Source organism: Pseudoalteromonas luteoviolacea, from assembly GCF_018100925.1.
Lineage (GTDB): Bacteria > Pseudomonadota > Gammaproteobacteria > Enterobacterales > Alteromonadaceae > Pseudoalteromonas > Pseudoalteromonas obscura.
Genome location: NZ_JAGJEH010000003.1, coordinates 547851 through 568455 on the forward strand (window position 1 = coordinate 547851; position 20605 = coordinate 568455).

Below are 20605 nucleotides of genomic sequence, written 5' to 3' on the forward strand. Positions count from 1 at the left end.
TCACTAACCTTGGTTACCTATGCCGCTTTTGAGAATATTGCCATTGGCGCTGAAATCAATTTATATAAGCTCCAATGAATTGGTTTAGTACGTGATACCGGGTGCGAAAGTAACTGCGCCGCATAATCGTAAGAACCATGTTTGATATGGCGTTTAGCCAAATCACAAATATGCGCACCAACATACTTCAACACCATAGGTTTTAACCGTGCTGTAATCCGCCCTTCAGCCACATCGCACAGTAAACGCTCAGCGAATGGGCACAGCTCTTTTGGTGGTGCTTTATCACATGCACTGTTTTGCGTACCTTGAAAATAAAAGCTCTCTATCAACGGGGAATATGCAATACGAGCGTATAGCGCAAAATTAACATAAAAACTCTGGTCCTCACCCATCCATTCACCGCGAGGAAATCCACCTAAATCTCTAAACGTTGATTTCCTTACGACGATGCTAGACATCGTAAATGGCAAGTCTCCACTTGCTGCTACCTCAAAATAATTATCCATTTCGTAACCATTTGCATCCCATTTGGTTAAGGCTATTTTCGCATCTTGATAATCACTATCACCGTAAACTTTTTGATAGCGCGTTGCATATAGCCCCATTTCAGGGTATTGCTCGATGAGTGCAGCAATACGACTTAAGAAAAAGGGAGACCAAGTATCATCCGCATCTAAAAATGCAATAAACTCATTACTCGCAAGGTTGGCACCGGCATTTCGCGCTTCAGATACACCTTGGTTAACTTGTGTAACCAATTTGATATTCGCGATTTTTAAGCCATTGACAATATCCGCGCTACCATCAGTTGAACCATCATCGATAATGATAATTTCGTCAGCTTGATGGCTTTGAGCAACGACACTGTTTATTGCGCGCTCTATGCAATCACGCTTATTGTACAGAGGGATGACAACTGAGAATTTGATGCTGTTCATATTCATTGCTCCAATTATTCATTGATAAAGCGACCGCTTGCTCTACGGGTAATGTTGGTGAAATACACTGCCCTGAAACGACTTGATTGGTGATATTGATAACGTCTAGAGGTTCATAGCTGTTGGCATCAAATTGATATAAATCTGCCATACCTATTTGATTCGACCACTGCTTACATTTGCTATGGTATTGCAAACTGATAAAGGGGGTATTAACCATGTAAGCATACACAGCAGCGTGCAACCTCATTCCTATCACAGCTTTAAACATCGCCATACTTTGCAATAGACGCAACGGGTTCACCGTGTAACGAATGCGTTTTACCGGCACATAGCTAGGTATCTTGCGTAAGATTTGTTCGTGAACATTGTTATCACCCAAGGTGCCATGGTCATTAAAATCGACCAAGTAAACATCTTCACGTGTCATCTCCCATATGGCTGTGACCAACTTGACTGCCTTTCGTATCCTAGCCCGCTCGCTGACAACATCAGCTTCACCAAATGCATTGATAGCCTGCTGGCAAAAATTAAAAGCAACTCCCCGACGCTCGATAGATTGAATCGCATTGCCGAAGTAATGTAGAAGTGAAGGCGCTAAATCAAATGTCTGAGCGATATTCGCAGTAGGTGCAATCGACTTAGCAATATCTAAGCTTTGTGCATCGCGGACTCCGATAAAATGACATTTGTTTAAAAACTTCGCGCACTGTTTTTCATCTGCCGTCGTCTTAAATGCCTCAATCCCAACGCCCACGGCATAACTCGACTCTTTACCGCAGAGCGAAATCATATGACATTTTTGTGCGATATCTCGACTTGAGTGCAGTACTGAGCCACCTCCAAATACAATTTTCTTCGCGCCATAAGCTCTTTGATAATGGGTCAATCTTTGATGACCTCGAAATAACATAGGGGCTTGGCCTTGCACATCAAGTTGCCTAACCAGACCATATTGATTACTCGCATTAACCGCAATATTGCTGCTGCCAAATGCTCTCTTGGCCCCCTCAATGCTTGCTAACATCAGCGCATCGTCTCCGCTGTTGCGCATGCCGTAGTAACCAACAACATAGGTGTCGTGTTTGCTCTGCATGTGTTACTCCCAACTCTGTGTATATAACTAGATATTGCAGGTGCTATGCCAAAACAAAATTAAAAATATAAACATTAATAATCAACAAGTTAAAACCAAGGAGTGTTAAATTTTAGGGGTTTTCAATATGAAAATTTGCAGAACGAAAATGCAATATGCAGGGATTTTTAAAATAAAAAAGCCAGTAAACGTCTTACTGGCTGGGTAAAGTGAAGGGATTGAAATTTAATATGCACCTTTTGCACCTACTACGCATGGTACCGTTTTTAGTAAAATCTTAACGTCGCTCATGATGCTCTGTTCAACAATATACTGTTCGTCTAATTGCACTTGCTGCTCAAACGTCGTATCTGCACGACCTGTTACTTGCCAAAGACCTGTTAGACCTTGCTCTGAGTTTAAGCGCGACAGTTGTGCTGGTTTGTATTGTGCCACTTCCATTTCTAGAGCAGGTCTTGGGCCGATCAACATCATGTCGCCTCTTACTACATTCAGTAACTGTGGTAGCTCATCAATCGAATATTTACGAATGAAGCGGCCGATGCAAGTAATACGAGGGTCATGAATGTACTTTTGACATACCCCCTCTCTAGCACTGTCTTTTTGATCAGGCGCTTGGAAACGCGGGTCGTCTTGCATATACATTGAACGGAACTTGTACATAGTGAAACGACGACCAAATTTACCCACTCTAGTTTGACGAAATACTACAGGGCCTTTGCTTTCTAGTTTGATTGCTAACATCAGTAGCAATAGCAGAGGGCTAATAGCCAATAAACCGAGTGCAGCAACCGTTCTTTGGAACCACACTGGAATGCCATGGTGAACACCGTCAATATGGTGCTTAGTTACTTTGTTCGCAGCTTGAGCTGATGCAGTTGTCACGTTTGTCGCAATTTTAGTTGTGATATCCATGATTAAAGCCCTCTGATAGATTGTTTTAAAATGAAAACTCGGAATAAGAACACTGGGTTGCCAATGACATAGCGATTGAACTTGGTTTTAGGTTCTTGCATTAAGCGCCAAACCCACTCTAAGCCCAATTCACGCATCCAGAGCGGCGCTCTTGGTATTGCCCCAGAAAAGAAGTCAAATAAGCCACCTACTGCCAATGCACACTGGCAATTTAAACGATGTTTGTTTTTAGCAAGCCATAGTTCCTGGCGAGGTGAGCCAAGAGCCACCAGCAAAATAGTCGCTCCGCTTTGATTAATTTGCTCGATAATGTCGTCATCACTGTTAAAATACCCGTGATGCGCGCCGCGAATGTCTAAGCCTACATATTGTTTTTGCAATGACTCACCTGCTTTTTGGGCAACACCTTCTTTTGCGCCTAGCAAAAAGAAAGACTGTTTTGTCTGTACAGCTTGCTCGCATAGTAGGGGCAGCATATCTGTGCCGTTGATGTTGTCCGCCAAATCGATGCCTGAATGCTGCGCTGCGATCCGCATGCCTGATCCGTCTACGAAGTTCTTGTCACTGCCGCAAAGTGTACTGTGTAGTTCGATGTTGTTAGCCGCTAAATTGATTGAGTTAACGTTCAGGAAGTATCCAACACGACATTTTGTCTGTGACTGTTCATTTTGACATACCCAATCAATTGCATCGTGCATCTTGGTGTTGGCGAACGGTATACCAAACATGTGGCTTTCCGCCTGTTTGCTACCGCCTTTTTTGTACAGCGTTTTGCACATAACTAGCTTCATAACCATCAATGCATCTTGAATACAATTTTGCTGCGTTTGGGCCTCAAGCAGCGTTAGCTCATCACTCACAACTAGACCTGTGGCATTATGTAGCTGCAAACAATCATATAACCCGGCTTTCTCGCACGGCGATTTAAACCGTTTCACGTTTGGAATTGATGTTGTGCCGCGAATAATGGGCGTGCCCACAAAATGAACTTGGCCCAACGCAACATTAATTAAATTAGCGCTTGATTTGAAAAGGCCAACTTGCCAGCGATAAAGCGCTACTACATCTCCGCCGACATCTATCCAGTTTTCACTTTTGAGTGGTGCTTTAAAAAAAAGCACTGCAAGTAGTGTGTTCAGTAAATACAGTGGTAATAAAGCGAACATCAAAACCAATGCAAACGTAGATCTAATTGCAGTACGTGTTGCATTTGTTTTGCCTGTCGATGCAGTTGTATGTTTTTTGGTCTGAGCAGCCATGTTACTACCTCCATAATCTTTGATGTAGAGGTAATTGCGAGGACTGTGCCAAATGAAATGAAAAATTTAAAGTGTTGAATTAAATGAATTTAATCTCATTTTACAATTTTCTATTGAATAGAGTTTTTTAATTTGCAAAGCACAACGAGAAGTCATTTTTAATATAAAAAACACGAACCGGCTTACAGCTACACTTCTTAGTTACTTACTAAATTGCGGATAAATACGACGTACTCTGTTAAATAGCGCCGGCAATTTACGATTAACGACTGAGAGTTTTTTACCTTGTTGCTGGGTATCATTGAGATCGCACTTAAGAAGCATCTTACTCACTTTAAAAATGATTTTATGGACCATTTTATCAAAAAAGCTATTTTTCAAAGGGCCATAATTAAAGTGACGGATATAATCCTTCATGTCTTTCGAGTGCGTATTATTCCATTTATCAGAAATCAACTGAAACCCAGAGGAGCTTTTCGCAAAGTGCGCCACATGGCCATTTTCTCCCCAGCCAATCCCTTGCGACTCTGCTACTGGGGTTTCAATCGCACCAAGTACTTGTTCAAACCATTTTATCGCTGCCGGTGTATTACGTACTAACATCACACCGGAATTAATTTCTCCACTAAAACCATGAGCCATATAAATGAACTTACCTGCCACGAAAAGCGATCCTAATTGTGGGCAATCGTCTTGTATGAATGCATCAGCATCAACAAACAGCACATTATTATAACCAGCTTGCAACGCTGCTTTTAATAGTAAAAGCTTAAGCCAGCAGCACTCTACCCCTAACGAGGTAAATAGTGGCCGAGTGATAACCACATAGTCATAGCCCATTTTTTTTGCGTATTGCTTTTGGCTTTTTATACAGTGGCTATAACGCCATTGGTAGCCATTTAATGCAACGCTAAATACCAGAGTCTCACTTTTATTCTTTATCACTTACTACTCCTTAATATGATTTCGCGCTTTTTTAAAATAAAGCAAACTCAGCCTTAGTTTGCATAAAAAATATTTTTTTCATTTTAAAAAATCTAAAAAATATGCATATGAATTTGCAAAAAATAGGCTCTAAAACGCACACTAAAAACCATATATCATTGTAATATAATGAATTAATATTTTGGCATGGTTGCTGCTCACGTGTACTTAACTTATTCGAAAACAAGGTCTACACGTTATGAGCTATTTAACAAAGATGTGCTTTTCTGCTGCACTGTGCACTTTGGCATCCAACGCGGTCGCTGTGCAACAAGTCGATGGCAACTACGTATGGCAGTTTCAGTCAGGTCAGGTGTGGCCTGGTGGCTATAATCAAAATACAGGTAAACCCAGTGATCTCATCTATGCACGAGATCAGTATGGAAGCGACTTCTTTCAGAGAATTAGCAACGCACTACCTGAAGCGAAAGTAAACGAAGCGTTCATTACTGGTGATAGTGGGTCTACAATTCATTTGACCGAGGAAGCAGAAGTATTTATCACTTTTATTCACGAAGGTGCTGGTTACAAAAACTCTTTTGGCTACTTTACATTTGATCCAGAAAATCCCCCTACATCCGCGGATCAAATCCAAGAAACCATTGTGTTTCCAAACTTAAGTTATCCGCACTTAACCAATGGTCACAGAGTCAGTATTGGTACACACCCAGCAGGCACCAGTATTGGCTTTTTTGTAGCTGCAAATGGCTTTTGGTATTATACCGGCGTAAAACCTTGGCAGATCCCATACTATTATTCTCTTTCATCCCTCAACCCAGAACCAACTGAGGACTTAAGACAGCACTGCGTGTTGCTATATGATGAGCAAGAGCAAGAAGTGGTCATTGGTTTCGAGGACTTACCACGTACTTGGGGTGATAACGACTTTAACGATGCTGTTTTCAGTGTTCAAAGTAGTCCAGGCACTGCTATCCAATCGAGCAACCTCGTTGTTATGCCTGAGGCCAATGATAGCGATGCTGACGGAATTCCAGACGACCAAGATGAATTCCCGAACAACTTTAGACGTTCACACAGCCAATACTTCCCTTCGCAAACAGGTGTCTCAACACTTGCTTATGAAGATAATTGGCCACAGCGTGGTGACTACGACTTAAACGACTTAGTTGTTAAGCAGCGCATTCAAACAACCTTTGATGCTAACAACGAAGTCAGTGGGTTTATTTTGCACGGTTGGATAACGGCACGCGGCGCAGCATATGAAAACGGGTATGCGCTAAGATTAATGAACACAGTACCGAGCTTAATCGAAAGTGCAACCATCACCATAGATGGTCAAGCTTTTGAAAAGTCGGTAGAAGAGTACCAAAGTAATGCTGTTTTACAACTTTGGAGTAATACACAATTATTTACCCAAACTGGTGAGTCAGGCAAATGCACGCATTTCAATACAGTGAAAGAGTGTAGTTACTTTGAACCGATACCGTTTACATTAGATGTGACCTTTGAAGCATCACAACCAAGCTTGAGTATCGCCGATTTAGATTTCTTTATCTTTAGAACAGCAGATCGCACAATCGAAGTCCACATGGCTGATTATCCGCCGACAGATTTATTTGACCAGACCCGCTTTGGTAAGGTTGATGACTCATCAGATCCAAGCCTAAACCGTTACTTCAGAACCGCAGATAACCTGCCTTGGGCGTTGACAGTGAGTGAAGAATTCAACTACCCGCGTGAATATATTGATGTGCTATGGGCATACCCTAATTATGAAACCTGGGTTGAGTCAAGCGGTACACAGGCACAGGACTGGTATAAAACCAGTGACAGAGACACCCACTACTACATGCCAGAATCAGAGTAATTAGGAGCGTACCATGAAAACATTAACTAATTTAACTGCGATGTTCAGTATCACCCTACTTGCAACTCTGATGACTGGATGTGGTGGCGGAGGTGGCGGCTCAGAATCAAGCTCGCCAGCACCTGCGGCAACACAAACAAATACGCAACCAGCTGTATCGACAAATACCAATGCAGCGGCCAGTGAACCGCAGCAAACCGAACCAACACAAACACCAGCTCAAGAGACAGCTGCTTCTATGGAGGACTATATGCCACAAGCAGAGCTTAAAGAATCCGCTGCCACTGACTCGACTGATCTTTACGTCATGCCTGATTTTAAATTTAGAACCAGCGACGAAGTAACCATGGAGTTCAGCGGTGAAAATGTGTTTGGTGAATCTCTAGCAGGAAGAACAATTAAAATTTATTCGTTCGATGTAGAAGTACCTTCTGTGGAAGACGAACTGATGGGTAATAAAGAGTTGGTTGCTACTTTAAGATTTAATCCTTCAGGACAGCTACAACATACGCTTACGCTACCACAGACAGCAAAAACCATGCTAGTGCGCGTTGATAGTATGTTAGAGACAAACCAAGTACTGTTTCTGCTCGATTCAGACGAAACCATAGTCCATACATTTAAGTAAGCTCTCCAAACCAAAGTGCGCTCTGTTAGCGTGGGGCGCACTTTATTCTCTGCTCATACCTTAGTCGTGCATTACACTTTATCTATACAATAAAAATTGCCGGATCTTTATACTTAAACAAGAACTTTGTCTATGCTTGTTGCGGTCGCGTTTGTCGCATCGTGATAAATATTAATTGTTCAGTACTTTCTGCCAAAAGTCTTTGGAACTCTGAGAGTTAGACTGCTATATCTTAATAGAGAATAAAAATTAATAAAGGAGCGCTTAGATGGATAACATAACAGGACTTAATATTTTGCTTGTTGACGATGAGCCGCACATTTTGCGCTCCCTCAGCCGAGCACTGCGCTCCGAGCAATATCATATTCATACCGCAGAAAGTGGGCCAGCAGCACTTGAGATATTAGCGAACGAATCTATTGATGTGGTTGTCACAGATAAGAATATGCCCGAGATGACTGGCAATGAACTACTCGCTATTATCGCTGATCAATATCCTGATACCATTCGCATTATGCTCACCGCTTTTACCGAGCAAGCAGCGCTGATTGACGCCATAAACCAAGGTAAAGTTTGGGGTTATATGCAAAAGCCTTGGGACAATGACAACTTAAGGATCACCATAGAACAAGCGCTACAAACCAAAATGCTCATTGCCGAGCGCAACATGCTACGCGCGAGCTTAAAACGCTATAAACGTGAACATAGATCGCAGTTTCAACGCTTCATAGGTAGCTCTTTGGCCATGCAAGTCGTGTATAAATGTATTGATAAAGCCGCCCCAAGCCGAGCAAATGTGTTTATCACAGGACCAAGTGGTACAGGTAAAGAACTCGCGGCTGAAGCTATTCATAATTTAAGCCCTCGCCATAACAAAGACCTTATTTGTATCAATTGCGCTGCAATTCCTTCGGAGTTAATGGAGTCTGAAATTTTTGGTCATGTTAAAGGCGCGTTCTCTGGAGCCACAAACAACCGAGATGGCGCTGCAACCCTCGCAGATGGTGGTACCCTATTTCTAGATGAAATTGGCGAAATGGATATGGCATTGCAAGCCAAGATTTTACGCTTTATTCAAACCGGAACATTCCAGCGAGTGGGCAGTGGGAAGGTGGAAACCGTTGATGTGAGGTTTGTCTGTGCAACAAACCGCAATCCTCTCGAAGCCATTGAGCAGCAGCTATTGCGAGAAGACTTATTTTATCGTCTCAATGTCATTGCCATAGATATGCCTGCCCTGTCCGATCGCGATCAAGATCCTTTGCAAATTGCCCTGTTTTATCTCAACAAATTTAGCGAGATAGAAAACAAACTATTTGTCGGCTTTTCGAAACGGGCAGAACAGCTCATATTGAATTATGCTTGGCCGGGCAACGTCAGGCAGCTTGAGAACTTGATCCACAGCGCCGTTGTAATGTCTGACGGACCTATGGTGAGTGAAGAGACGCTCATGCAGCAATTGCACTTAAAACCGAATGAAGACCTCTTTAGAGCAAAAAACGTCGCTTCTGCAAAAAACACCTTGCCTACTACGACAGCCGATACCACTTTAAATGGCAACGCATCACCTATGATAAACAGCATAGTCCCTCTTTCTGAAGTAGAGCGGATTGCCATTGAACAAGCACTGCTGGTTTGTGAAGACAACGTCGTCAAGGCCGCTGGATTACTCGAAGTCAGTCCTTCCACTTTATATCGCAAGATACAAAAATGGGAGCCATCACCTTAAAAGCCACTTTGCAAATTAAAAAATATATGCGTCGCAATTTGCAATAACACACTAGAGAAACTGCGGCGATAAATTTTAATTACTATATCTAACAGAGAGTTAAATTATAAATTTGAGTTGGCGCAATTATTGATTGGTTTAGGTATGACCGATTATTGAGAAGCGCCAATGCAATCAAGTAAACACTCCCTTTCACAACTGCTACGCAACACATCTTGGCTGGTAGGTGCTGAGGTCGTTGCTAAAGCAACCCGCTTACTCAGCATTATGGCGATGGCAGCGTTCCTAATCCCTGTGGAGTATGGCGCTGCAATGCTGGCTCTGAGTATTCACGAAGTTATTCGGTTGCTTTTACGCTCGGGCACTGGCGCTCAGATTATCCGCGCCAAAGAAAGCGATTTATCAGACTTTTTATCAAATGGCTTATGTATCCAGTGGGCACTGTGCATCTTGCTTTGCATTGTACAATTGGGTGTTGCGTACGCAACGCAGTGGCTATTTCCTGAGCATGATATAACGACGTTAGTCGCACTAATGGCCTTTACTTATTTATTGTTTCCAATCGTCAGTACACGCGCATTCTTAGTACAGCGTGATAATCGTATGGCGCTGTTTAGCATGATAAGTAGCTGCTGCATCATCTTAGAAAATGCCACCATCGCTGTCGCTCTGTACTTTGACGCGGGCTTGTTATCGATTGTTTATGCAAAATGGGCCTTCGCTATTCTGTGGCTGTGTGCTTTTACAGTGGTTGATACATTGCCACATAAAATTGGCTTCAAACGCGATACCTTCTTTTATTTACTTGGTTCATCAACACAGCTCGCTGCTGCTGAAGGCCTGCGTTCACTGCGCATGAACATGGACATCTTTATTGGTGCAAGATTACTATCACCAGAGTTATTTGGTCTCTATAGTTTTGCAAAAAGTGCAGGGATTGGATTGGCAATGTCCATTAGCCAAGCGTACATCACGGCACTATACCCTTATGTATGCCAACAACAAAAAAATGCGCAAACAAATCAGTTGAACCAAAAAGTTATGTTGGTAACCACTGCTGTATCTGCCATTTTTGTTTGCCAATCCGTGTTAGTGCCAGTCTATGTGCCGTTTTTATTCTCAACTGAGTGGCAAGCGAGTTTTACCACTACCAGCTTATTGTGCCTGATTGCTATCACCACTGTATGGTCAGATACCTACAGTGCCATGCTGCGTAGCAAAGGCTTATTCAAGTTAGAAACGCAGCAATGTGCGTTTTGCTTGACTGTATCGCTAATCGGTGTGCTGGCTATAGCCCCCCAGCAGCCAGACACATTTGCACTTGTTTTACTTTTAAGCAGCACCTTGTGGCTTATATTTCCAGCTATCAACGTGCTTCTTGTCAAATTCAGCGCCATCAAAGCCGCCTAAGGAGCTTGTTATGAATACTTTAATCAATCCAACAGTTAGCGTCGTTATTCCAATGTACAACGTTGGTAAATACATAGAGCAAAGCATTAACTCGGTACTGAAACAAACTTATCAAGACTTTGAAATCCTATGTGTTGATGACGGCTGTAGTGATGACACACTGGCTAAAGTTGCACAATTCAATGACCCACGCATCCAAGTGATTCAGCAACTTAATCGCGGCTTATCTGGTGCAAGAAACACGGGGATCCGCGCTGCAAAAGGTGAATACATCGCACTGCTGGACGCCGATGATTTTTGGTCTGCAAAAAAATTAGAGTTACACGTTGCGCACTTAGATAACAACCCCAAAGTAGGTGTAAGCTATTGTCCATCTTTATTTGTCGATGAAGATGGTGCGCCATTGGGTATTGGCCAATTTCCAGCGTTAAAAGAGATCACTACCAAGCAGATTTTCTGTCGCAACCCTGTTGGCAATGGCTCAGCACCCGTTATCAGAAAAGCGGTATTCGAAGCGGTCGCCTTTCAAGATGGTATGCGTGCGTGGACACAATATTTTGATGAGGAGCTACGTCAGTCAGAAGACATTGAAATGTGGTTGAGAATGGCACTTGATACTGACTTTGAATTTGAGGGTATTTCACAGCCGCTGACTTACTACCGAGTTAACGCATCAGGCCTGTCGTCAAACTTGCACAAACAATTTACCAGCTGGCAATATGCCGTCGATCAAAACAGAATCGGCCATGAAGCGTTTTTTAACAGGTATGCACCACTAGCTAAAGCATACCAGCTCCGCTATTTATGTCGCCGTGCAATTCAATCGAGAAATAGCACACAAGCTATAAAACTTATGCACCAAGCGCTTACTACAAATTGGCGTATTCTAAAAGAAGAGCCAAAGCGAACTTTAGTTACTTGGGCCTGCGCTTACTTGAGTGCTTTACCAGCCTGTATTTATAACGCCATCGAAAACACCGCCATGCGTGGAGTCTCTTACATTCAAAAGTCACACTGAACGACGTAAAACGGCTTCGATGCCGCTACTTATAGAAAAACCAGCATTCGCTGGTTTTTCTATTTTGCAAACACCCCACACTGCAAATTGCAAAACACCTCTTTTTAAATGCAAAACAAAACCATAAACAACTGATCTAAAAGGATTTAGACAACTGGCCTAATTAATGCTTTATTTAAGTTAGTATCGTTTCATTAAGGAATAGACTATGACAGTCACCAGCCTCAAAAATAAGCTCAGTATATTGGCACTTTTGTGCCATATCGCGCTGATTGCTGGCTGTGCACATATTGACGGAACAACTGAGTTAGAAGATAACGACAACCGTTTCTATGGCCACCCTGATGCGCAAGGCACCGTAATTAACCCAGCACAACCAGGTACCGTATTTGCAGCTGGATTAGACTGTTCTGGTGCCAATGAGTTTGCCATTTCAAAACAGTATCGGGTAGACAGAGCCATCACCACACACCCAAACAACCAAGCGCCAGTTCCTGTACTAGGTGGGAAAGATGCAAGTTCTCTGCCGTTGAGCCCAGGCGATCTGATCGAAATATCGATGGAATATGGTGAAGGGTTTAATGGTCGTTACATACTAGATACATCAGGGTTGCTTGAAATGCCTGTAATCGAACCTATTTTCGCTGCTGGTTTGACAACAAAACACCTGAGCGAGCGAATCGAACTCGCCCTTATTAGAGCAAACATATTCAAAGCACATACCCTAGATGTCAATATTAGAGTGCTAAATTTAGCTGCTATCGAAGTGCCTGTGTCGGGCGCTGTTTTTGAGCCGGGCCGTGTAACGATAAATGCCTCTATTCCTTCTCAGGTCCAGCAAGAGCGTCTCGCAGCATCAGGCGATCAAAGCAAAAAACGTTTGTTGTCGGAAGCAGTCAGAACAGCTTCAGGTATTCGTCCTGACGCAAAACTGGATCAAGTCATTTTAATTCGTTCTGGTTGGCAAGTTGAAGTAGACCTCACCGGTATTCTGACAGGCGAACCAGTTACTGATTATGCATTGATTGCTGGTGATCAAGTGATTGTGCCTAGTACTGGTTGCTTTCAACCTCACTTAGTTCGACCGTCGCAAATAACACCTAAAGGTTTCCGTGTCTTTATGTCTAATTTGATCGATTCAGCAGAAAGCAATTCAAACGCAGCCATCGGGCGCTTTTCAAGTAGCTTGCCATACGGCACAAGATTGTTACAAGCGGCAGTGTCTGCAAACTGTGTGGGTGGTAAATCATATACAAATGCACCGCGCCGGGTAGTGTTAGTAAGCACCCACCCAATTACCAAGCAAACACAGGTTATCGAGCGTTCAATTGAGCAATTAATGCGTATGCCTTACAGAGATAGAATAAATCCATACGTAATGCCAAACGACGCTATTGCGTGTTACGACTCTGATATTACAAATCTTAGAGATGTAGCACAAACAGTTTTAGATTTAGTCGCACCATTCAAGGTGTTTTAGGAGGTGTATCATGGGTACAGCACTTCAAGTCACAACGCCATACAGTCGCTTTAGAGCAACCATTTATCGTTGGCTGCACAGACCATATCTAGCTGCATGTGCGATTAGCTATGTTGTTATCACACTGTTGGTAATTGCCTATTTGCAAAAAGCACCGACCTATAAAAGCGATTTTGATATTGTTTTGCCTGGCACCGGAGCCAACAGCCAAGTAAACATTGACGAAGTTGGTCAGGTTGTATCGTCAACCAGTGCACCGTTTGGCAAAGGCTACAATCCGCGTGTCAATTATAAAGAAATGATCAAAAGCCGTAATCTGCTAGACAATGCAGCAAAGACGCTTAACTTGACAGCACACGAATTTGGCAGCCCAAAAGTACGTTTAACAGAGCAAACATCTATCCTGAATATTGAAACAACAGGTAAGTCCGCGATGCTTGCCCAAAACAAAGCATGGGCAATTTATGATGCACTGCAAGCACAACTAGACCACCTTCGTGCCGATGAAGTAAAACGTCGCGACGAGAGTATCAAAGCAGTACTCGATCAGTATCGTGAAAGACTCAATGCCACCCGTAATAACATCATTGACTTTCAACAGCGCTCATTAATTGTATCTGCTGAGCAATTGCAAAGAGAGACTGCAACCCTGTCTTCAATCAAAGAGAAGATGGTGATGATCCAAGCTGAAATCGGCCAAGGTGAAGACTACGTGAGTCAATTGAGTGTTGATTTAGGTGTATCACCGGCAATGGCAGGTCAAGCATTTGTATTACAGTCAGATAGTGAGTTTCGCGGCTATCTGTCTGAGCTAACCTCCAGTGCCTCTCAATTAAGCGAATACCGCTCACGCTGGGGCGATGGACATCCTAAAGTGAAAGCTGAATTTGCACGTTTTGAGCATTCAAAACAGTCACTTAGAAATCGTTCACAAGGCTTGGTCGGCCCAAATGCTGCGCACATTTTTACCACGCTGGATTTAAAAAACAATCCAAAACGCGCGCAACTTTTTGCAGATTTAATCAATGCATATGCGGTCAAAAAAGGCAAAGAAGCAAAATTTGTTGAACTAGACCAAGCGCAAACACTGTTGAACGAGAAAATTAAGATTTATGCGCGAGAAGCAGCTGAACTTGAACGCCTACAGCGTGAATTTGATTTGGCCGAAGCGGTATTTACTTCTGCAGCAGCGCGCCTAGAAGCAAGCAAAGCCGACGTATTCGCTTCCTACCCGATTGTTCAGCTAATGACACCGCCTTCGCTGGCATTTAAAGCTGTCAGCCCGAAAAAAGGCCTTGCTGTTGCAGCAGCCCTTTTTGCAATGATTTTCACATCTCTTGCTATATTTATGGTCAACAAGCGCAGAGAGATCGTGGCGCTGGTCGTTGATAAACCAAAGGCAAAAGGATAATGCATGCTGCTACTATCGGCATTGCCCGGTGAAAAAAAAGAGTTTGTCAGCTCAGAGGAATTTGTCGTCTGGGCTGGCCTTGTACTGACCTACCCTTCTTTTTTAACTGGCACTTTGTATGTGCTTGGTTCCGTGATCGGTTGGCTGTTATTCGCTATGGTGATCACCCGCCTCTATGTAGAAGTTGATAAAAAGCACGCCACAATAAACCCGATGGTATGGCTTTGGATAGTCGCTATGCTGGTGATGCTGGTGGCACTCATTATCGCCCACTTCAACTGGTCTTTGGGCATCGGAAAAACCATCAAGTCCTCCATTGGGTGGATGAAAGGTTGGGCTCTGCTTGCGCTCTTTCCATTGATTGGCAACCTTATTCAAATTCGAAAAGAAGTGATTGTTCGCGCCGTATGCATTATTGGAATACAAACCTTTATCTTCGCTGTCGTCTCTTTCATTTTTTATTTAGGCCGACTTCCTGGCGATATTTTTCTCTCGCCATTAAAAGTCATTGGGGGTCCTGGGGAAAGCTTTTTTATGGTCAGCTTTTACGGGATAAACCCAGAAACCGGAGCTGGTAGATGGCGCTTCTTCACGCCTTGGGCACCCGCTGCTGGGTTTATGGCCTGTATCTATCTGGTGTTCTGCCTTCAAGAGCAAAATGCGCGCATTCGCCGCTGGGCAATCGCAGGCTGCTGGGCCATGCTGCTTCTCTCTCAATCTCGTGCTGGTATCGCAATATTTATCATGCTTTTTCCCATGGTGATGTTTAGCGACAAATTTAAAGAGCCTTGGTTTTTATTTTTACTTGGTTTTTTTATCCCCGCTATTTTGTTACTCGGAGAACCGGTTTATCAATGGATCATGGATTCCTATGAAGCGGTAAAACAGCAGCGACCGGGCTCAACGCGGGTTCGCCAAGCATTAGCTAATATTGCTATTCAGCGCTGGGAAGCTGAAGCACCAATTTGGGGGCATGGCATTGTTGAACGCGGGCCTAAACTGGTTGAGAGAATGCCCATTGGTTCCCATCACAGCTGGTATGGCCTATTATTTGTTAAAGGGATCGTAGGCGCGATAGCACTTGCGGTCCCTATGGCCATTACCTTTGTATATTTTTTATGGAAGTCACAAGACTCTAAAACCGCACAAACTGCATTGTGTTTAATGACCGTGTTTATCTGCTACAGTTTTTTTGAGAATCTAGAGATCCTATCTTTTTTATACTGGCCAGCCCTACTATGGTTTGGCCTAGTTTTTAAAGGAGAAAAAGCGTATCGCGCATCTAGGCGTAAAAAAAGGCAGATAGAGTATTTTCCAAATAGACGCGCAGGCCGCAAATAACCTAATTTATGCGGCTACTGAACCATTAACCGGTGTGCCACTGTGAAACTTAAAGTCTTCATCCGGTGAGTCTATCAATGCATTTTCAATGATTTTTAATTCAGCGATGCGTGCAGCAACATCGAAACGCTTAGGATCAGTTGCCTGTGCAACTTGCTCAGCCAATTCAATATAATCTTGGTAATGGCGTGCTTCAGAACGCAACAATGAGACATAAAAGCGCGCCAATTCATCGTCTAAAAATGGTGCTAATTTAGCAAACCGTTCGCAAGAACGCGCTTCAATAAAAGCACCTATGATCAGTTTGTCGATTAAAGCAGCTGGCTCAAATGTGCGCACATGTTTTATCATGCCCGCTGCATATCGAGATGCGTTTAAACTTTGTACACGCAGCCCCCTTTGCTGAATAATTTCTAGAACTTGCTCAAAGTGATGAAGCTCTTCTTTGATTAAACGCACCATTTTTTCAAGGATATCTTGGTTATAGGCAAATTCAGGTTTTGCTGTCAGGCTGCCAATTAACTCGTTTTTACTGGCTGAAAATTTACCATCCCCCACCTTACGATATACAAAATCCTCGTAGGGCTTCACCCAACCAAGCAAGGTTTTTGCAGATTCATTATCAACCGCATATTTTCGGATCAAAAAAGCTGCACTTTGTGCTGCTTTTAATTCGCAATGCATATGATCAACAAGTAATCGCTGCAAGTTTTCTGGTTTTTTAGCCTCGTCTATCCAGCTATCCGGCGTACAGGTGCCCAAGAAATCGTATATAGGAGCAAGCAGCTCAGCGTATTTGTCTAACATCATCATCAAAGTTTATCGAACTAATGCCCTATTCTACCACACACCCCGCATAGCGCTCTATCTTGACGCTCTGCAATTGCTCAATCTTGATTAATTGGGATCAAACAAACAAGTCATTTAACTCGAGTTTCTTGACAAAATTTAACCAATATTTCATATGTTAATTGAAGTAGTGTAAAAAACACCCAAAAATTAAAGAGAGGCTTTGTATGATTTTAAACCATTTGTGGGGGCTCTATGCGCACCCAATCGAGGAATGGCAAACGATTGACAATCATCATGAAAATGCCACGTTTAGTCTATCCCATATGGTATTGATAGCGCTTATTCCAAGTATCATGGGGTATATTTCTTCGGTTCATTTAGGCTGGAAAATAGGCACGGGTGACGCAGTTTATCTCACACATGACAGTGCCTTGTTGATTGCCATAGCCATGTATTTTGCCCTGATCATTGGCGTATTTGCACTTGCTTACTTAGCTCACTGGATGGCGGTGACTTTTGGTGCTGCGCCAACCTTTACACAAACATTAGAATTAGCAGCATATACTTCAACACCACTCTTTATGTCTGCAATTGCAGCCTTTTATCCCGAACTGTGGTTTGTAGTCAGTGTTGGCATAGCCTCTGTCGCTTATTCTGTCTACTTGCTTTATACAGGCGTGCCTATTCTAATGCATATACCTGAGGAACGCGGTTTTATCTATGCAAGCTCGATGGTGACGTGTGGGCTTATTTTATTAGTTATCATTTTGGCTGCCACAGCGATTTTATGGACGAATGGCATAATTAGCCCTACATTTACTTAGGGGAGCGTTGTGATTGACGCTTTCTTTGCTTTTATCCTAAAAACGAAATCAAACTAAAAGGGCGATGGTATCAACCATCGCCCTTTTTTACATACTCAATGTGAAGCAAAGGTTACTCGCCTTCACCTGTCTCCTGATTATGTAATTCAAGACTTGCAGACATTGCCTTTTCTCGCGTCGACTTGGCTGAGTCATTTCTCAACGCATCAACACGATTTAAGTATTCTTGGTCCACGTCACCAGTAATATATTGGCCATCAAAAACTGATGTCTCGAATTGACTGATCTCTGGGTTTTCAATGCGAACCGCAGCGATCAAATCTTCGATTGATTGATAAATTAAGCCGTCAGAACCAATGCTCGCATTGATGTCTTCTAACTCTCGACCATGAGCAATCAGCTCAGATGCCGATGGCATATCGATGCCATATACATTCGGGAAACGCACTTCCGGCGCCGCAGATGCAAAGTACACATTCTTTGCTCCTGCTTCTCTAGCCATTTCTACGATTTGCGCAGAAGTTGTACCGCGTACAATCGAATCATCAACAAGCAGTACATTCTTGCCAACAAACTCTCGATCGATTGCATTTAGCTTTCGACGTACAGACTTTTTACGCTGCTCTTGCCCTGGCATGATGAAGGTACGGCCGATATAGCGGTTTTTCACGAAACCTTGGCGATATGGCAGCTCTAACACGGATGCAATTTCCAGCGCAATATCACATGACGTTTCAGGAATTGGGATAACTACATCGATGTCTTTATCCGCCCACTCACGCTGGATCTTTTCACCCAGCTTAGTACCCATGTTTACACGTGACGCGTATACCGACATATTATCGATGGTAGAATCAGGACGTGCAAAATATACAAACTCAAATATACATGGTGCCAACATTGTTTTATCAGCGCACATTTTTGAGAAGAACTGTCCATTTTCTGTCACGTAAATTGCTTCGCCTGGCGCCACATCACGTACAAAGTCGAAACCATCTATCGCGAGTGCAACACTTTCTGAGGCGAACATGTACTCTGTGCCATTATCAGTATCACGTTTGCCAAATACCAACGGACGTATACCGTGCGGGTCACGAAATGCCAACATTCCATGGCCAATGATCATCGCGATGCTTGCATAACCACCTGAGCTCTGCTCGTTTACAGCTGCAATAGCGGTGAACATATCGTCTGCATCAAGCTTCATTTTATCGCTGCGACCCAGCTCATAGGCAAGGATATTTAACAGGATCTCTGAATCCGATGTCGTATTTACATGTCGTCTAGCCTTGGTAAATAAACGCTCTTTCAACTCGGCAGCATTGGTTAGGTTACCATTGTGTGCTAAAGAAATACCAAAAGGAGAGTTTACGTAGAAAGGCTGCGCTTCTGCTGAGCTAGAAGAACCAGCCGTTGGATAGCGCACATGACCAATGCCAATATTGCCCTGTAGTCGTTTCATGTGACGCGTATGGAACACGTCCTTAACCAAGCCGTTCGCTTTGCGAAGGCTAAACGTATTGTTGTCAATGGTAATGATGCCTGCAGCATCTTGACCGCGGTGTTGCAAAACAGTTAAGCCGTCATACAATGCCTGATTAACAGGTGATGTTCCGACTATCCCAACGATACCACACATTAAAAAATTCCTCGCCGATTAACGGTTTGCTGAATTTAAAAAGCTCGAATTATTTTCCAAATATGAAAAAAACCATTCAATAACAAATCCAAATTCAGGGATTACTACCGATGACTTCCACCAATCTGTATCTGGGGCTTTAGTGAAAGCATCGAGAAAAAACAACAGGGCGCTGACTACTAGCACGCCACGCATCGCACCAAATAAGATGCCAACAATACGATCTGTGCCAGACAATCCGGTACGCTGTACCAGCTCGCCCAATATAAAATTAACCAATCCACCTAATACCAGCGTTGCGACAAATAGTATGGCTATTGCTGCTGCGTTTCTCAAAAGGGGTTCTGAAACAAAGGTAAGGAAAGTGGATAGATATTGATAAAATAGACTGGATATAAAGAATGCGCCAACCCAAACTACAAGGGACATAGCTTCTTTTACAAAGCCGCGTATCAGGCCAAAAAAGGTAGAAATACCGACAACTGTAAATATGGCGTAATCAACCCAAATCATAATAACCAACAAGTCGTTAATTTTGGGCGCATTTTATAAGACACGCCCTAGAATTGCCAGATCAATTTGCAACCTTGAACTGGGTAAGCCTACCATTAAGCTTGGTTAACTTCTTTAGTTCTGGTAACTTAGCTTCAAGTTTTTGCTTATTTAAATCTGGTCCGACAAACACCTTGGTCAGGGTACCATTCGGCGTTTTGACGGGACGCGTAAAAGTTTTAAAGCCATTTAGTTTCAGCTTAGCGATCAGTGCGTCCACATTGGCTTTATGTGAAAAACTACCTAATTGAATCACATAGGCCATTTTTGAAAAGTTAGAATCTTCCGGCCGTGCCAATTTGGGCTCTTTTGTTTCCACCGTGACTGCTTGCTTTGGCTTATTAACCTGCTCTGTCATTGGCTGCTCAGCTTTTGGTGCAGGTGATTGCTCGCTACGATTGTCACTCGGTTTAGTAACTGCATTTGTATCGGTATCTTTAGATTTCGCAATAGTCTGACTTTCCAATGCGCTATCTACTGATGCTGAATCCGCAGTGCTATCGACAGGTATCTGAGTATCTATATCATCTGCGATAACCTCTTCAACAACCTCTGCTTTTGGCTCAGGAGCGAGCTGAGCTCGTGCATCAATGGGCTTTTGCAGGTCAATAGATTTGAATTCTGGACGCTCAGGAATTTGTTGAAACCCTTCTTTATAGTGCACTTTTTCGCCGTCCAAAATATTTGGAATAAAAACGATCGCAGCAATTACTATGATGCTGGTGCCTACAAGGCGGTTTACAAATCCTGAGTTCACG

Annotated in this window: 18 protein-coding genes; 9 read left to right on the forward strand and 9 right to left on the reverse strand. The window is 43.1% G+C overall.

Annotated elements, in window-relative coordinates; all coding sequences use genetic code 11:
- Positions 1–17: 17 nt before the first annotated feature.
- From J8M00_RS08515 to J8M00_RS08535, 5 genes are all read right to left on the reverse strand, one after another.
- The gene (locus tag J8M00_RS08515) at positions 18–941 is read right to left on the reverse strand and encodes a glycosyltransferase family 2 protein (protein ID WP_211009836.1); all 924 of its coding nucleotides are present in this window, start codon (positions 939–941) and stop codon (positions 18–20) included.
- Entirely contained in the window at positions 898–2037 is a 1140-nt protein-coding gene (locus J8M00_RS08520) for a polysaccharide pyruvyl transferase family protein (protein WP_211009837.1), read from the reverse strand. The genes J8M00_RS08515 and J8M00_RS08520 overlap by 44 nt, the downstream gene beginning before the upstream one ends.
- Positions 2038–2262: 225 nt before the next feature.
- On the reverse strand, positions 2263–2952 hold the full coding sequence (locus J8M00_RS08525; protein ID WP_211009838.1) for a sugar transferase: 690 nt from the start codon (positions 2950–2952) through the stop codon (positions 2263–2265).
- A gap of 2 nt (positions 2953–2954) precedes the next feature.
- Entirely contained in the window at positions 2955–4211 is a 1257-nt protein-coding gene (locus J8M00_RS08530; protein ID WP_211009839.1) for a WecB/TagA/CpsF family glycosyltransferase, read from the reverse strand.
- Between the two features lie 201 nt (positions 4212–4412).
- Positions 4413–5156 carry a putative nucleotide-diphospho-sugar transferase gene (locus J8M00_RS08535; protein WP_211009840.1) on the reverse strand — a complete coding sequence of 248 codons (744 nt, stop codon included), beginning with the start codon at positions 5154–5156 and terminating at the stop codon, positions 4413–4415.
- A 238-nt stretch (positions 5157–5394) separates the two neighbouring features.
- On the opposite strand from J8M00_RS08535, the gene J8M00_RS08540 reads away from it, so the two are divergent.
- The 8 genes from J8M00_RS08540 to J8M00_RS08575 all read left to right on the forward strand — a co-directional run bounded on the left by J8M00_RS08540 (position 5395) and on the right by J8M00_RS08575 (position 16040).
- A complete protein-coding gene (locus J8M00_RS08540) occupies positions 5395–7023 on the forward strand; it encodes an LruC domain-containing protein (protein WP_211009841.1) in 1629 nt (542 codons plus the stop codon).
- A gap of 13 nt (positions 7024–7036) precedes the next feature.
- Positions 7037–7651: a hypothetical protein gene (locus tag J8M00_RS08545; protein WP_211009842.1), complete on the forward strand. Its 615-nt coding sequence runs from the start codon at positions 7037–7039 to the stop codon at positions 7649–7651.
- Positions 7652–7919: 268 nt separating this feature from the next.
- Positions 7920–9380: a sigma-54-dependent transcriptional regulator gene (locus tag J8M00_RS08550; protein WP_211009843.1), complete on the forward strand. Its 1461-nt coding sequence runs from the start codon at positions 7920–7922 to the stop codon at positions 9378–9380.
- Between the two features lie 168 nt (positions 9381–9548).
- Entirely contained in the window at positions 9549–10790 is a 1242-nt protein-coding gene (locus J8M00_RS08555) for an oligosaccharide flippase family protein (protein ID WP_211009844.1), read from the forward strand.
- A gap of 10 nt (positions 10791–10800) precedes the next feature.
- On the forward strand, positions 10801–11808 hold the full coding sequence (locus J8M00_RS08560; protein ID WP_211009845.1) for a glycosyltransferase family 2 protein: 1008 nt from the start codon (positions 10801–10803) through the stop codon (positions 11806–11808).
- 208 nt (positions 11809–12016) lie between these two features.
- Entirely contained in the window at positions 12017–13288 is a 1272-nt protein-coding gene (locus tag J8M00_RS08565; protein ID WP_211009846.1) for a polysaccharide biosynthesis/export family protein, read from the forward strand.
- A gap of 10 nt (positions 13289–13298) precedes the next feature.
- Positions 13299–14699 (forward strand): GumC family protein, encoded by a 1401-nt coding sequence (locus J8M00_RS08570; protein WP_211009847.1) that lies wholly within the window; start codon positions 13299–13301, stop codon positions 14697–14699.
- A 3-nt stretch (positions 14700–14702) separates the two neighbouring features.
- Positions 14703–16040 carry an O-antigen ligase family protein gene (locus tag J8M00_RS08575; RefSeq protein ID WP_211009848.1) on the forward strand — a complete coding sequence of 446 codons (1338 nt, stop codon included), beginning with the start codon at positions 14703–14705 and terminating at the stop codon, positions 16038–16040.
- 6 nt (positions 16041–16046) lie between these two features.
- Here J8M00_RS08575 and miaE read toward each other — a convergent pair whose 3' ends face one another.
- Positions 16047–16847: a tRNA isopentenyl-2-thiomethyl-A-37 hydroxylase MiaE gene (gene miaE, locus J8M00_RS08580; protein ID WP_211009932.1), complete on the reverse strand. Its 801-nt coding sequence runs from the start codon at positions 16845–16847 to the stop codon at positions 16047–16049.
- Between the two features lie 209 nt (positions 16848–17056).
- On the opposite strand from miaE, the gene J8M00_RS08585 reads away from it, so the two are divergent.
- Positions 17057–17656, forward strand: a complete 600-nt coding sequence (locus tag J8M00_RS08585) for a Yip1 family protein (RefSeq protein WP_211009849.1) — start codon at positions 17057–17059, stop codon at positions 17654–17656.
- Positions 17657–17768: 112 nt separating this feature from the next.
- On the opposite strand, the gene purF is transcribed toward J8M00_RS08585, so the two are convergent.
- From purF to J8M00_RS08600, 3 genes are all read right to left on the reverse strand, one after another.
- Positions 17769–19295 (reverse strand): amidophosphoribosyltransferase, encoded by a 1527-nt coding sequence (gene purF / locus J8M00_RS08590; protein WP_211009850.1) that lies wholly within the window; start codon positions 19293–19295, stop codon positions 17769–17771.
- Between the two features lie 18 nt (positions 19296–19313).
- Positions 19314–19808, reverse strand: a complete 495-nt coding sequence (locus J8M00_RS08595; RefSeq protein ID WP_023397189.1) for a CvpA family protein — start codon at positions 19806–19808, stop codon at positions 19314–19316.
- Between the two features lie 61 nt (positions 19809–19869).
- The gene (locus J8M00_RS08600; RefSeq protein WP_211009851.1) at positions 19870–20604 is read right to left on the reverse strand and encodes an SPOR domain-containing protein; all 735 of its coding nucleotides are present in this window, start codon (positions 20602–20604) and stop codon (positions 19870–19872) included.
- Between the last annotated feature and the right edge of the window lies 1 nt (position 20605).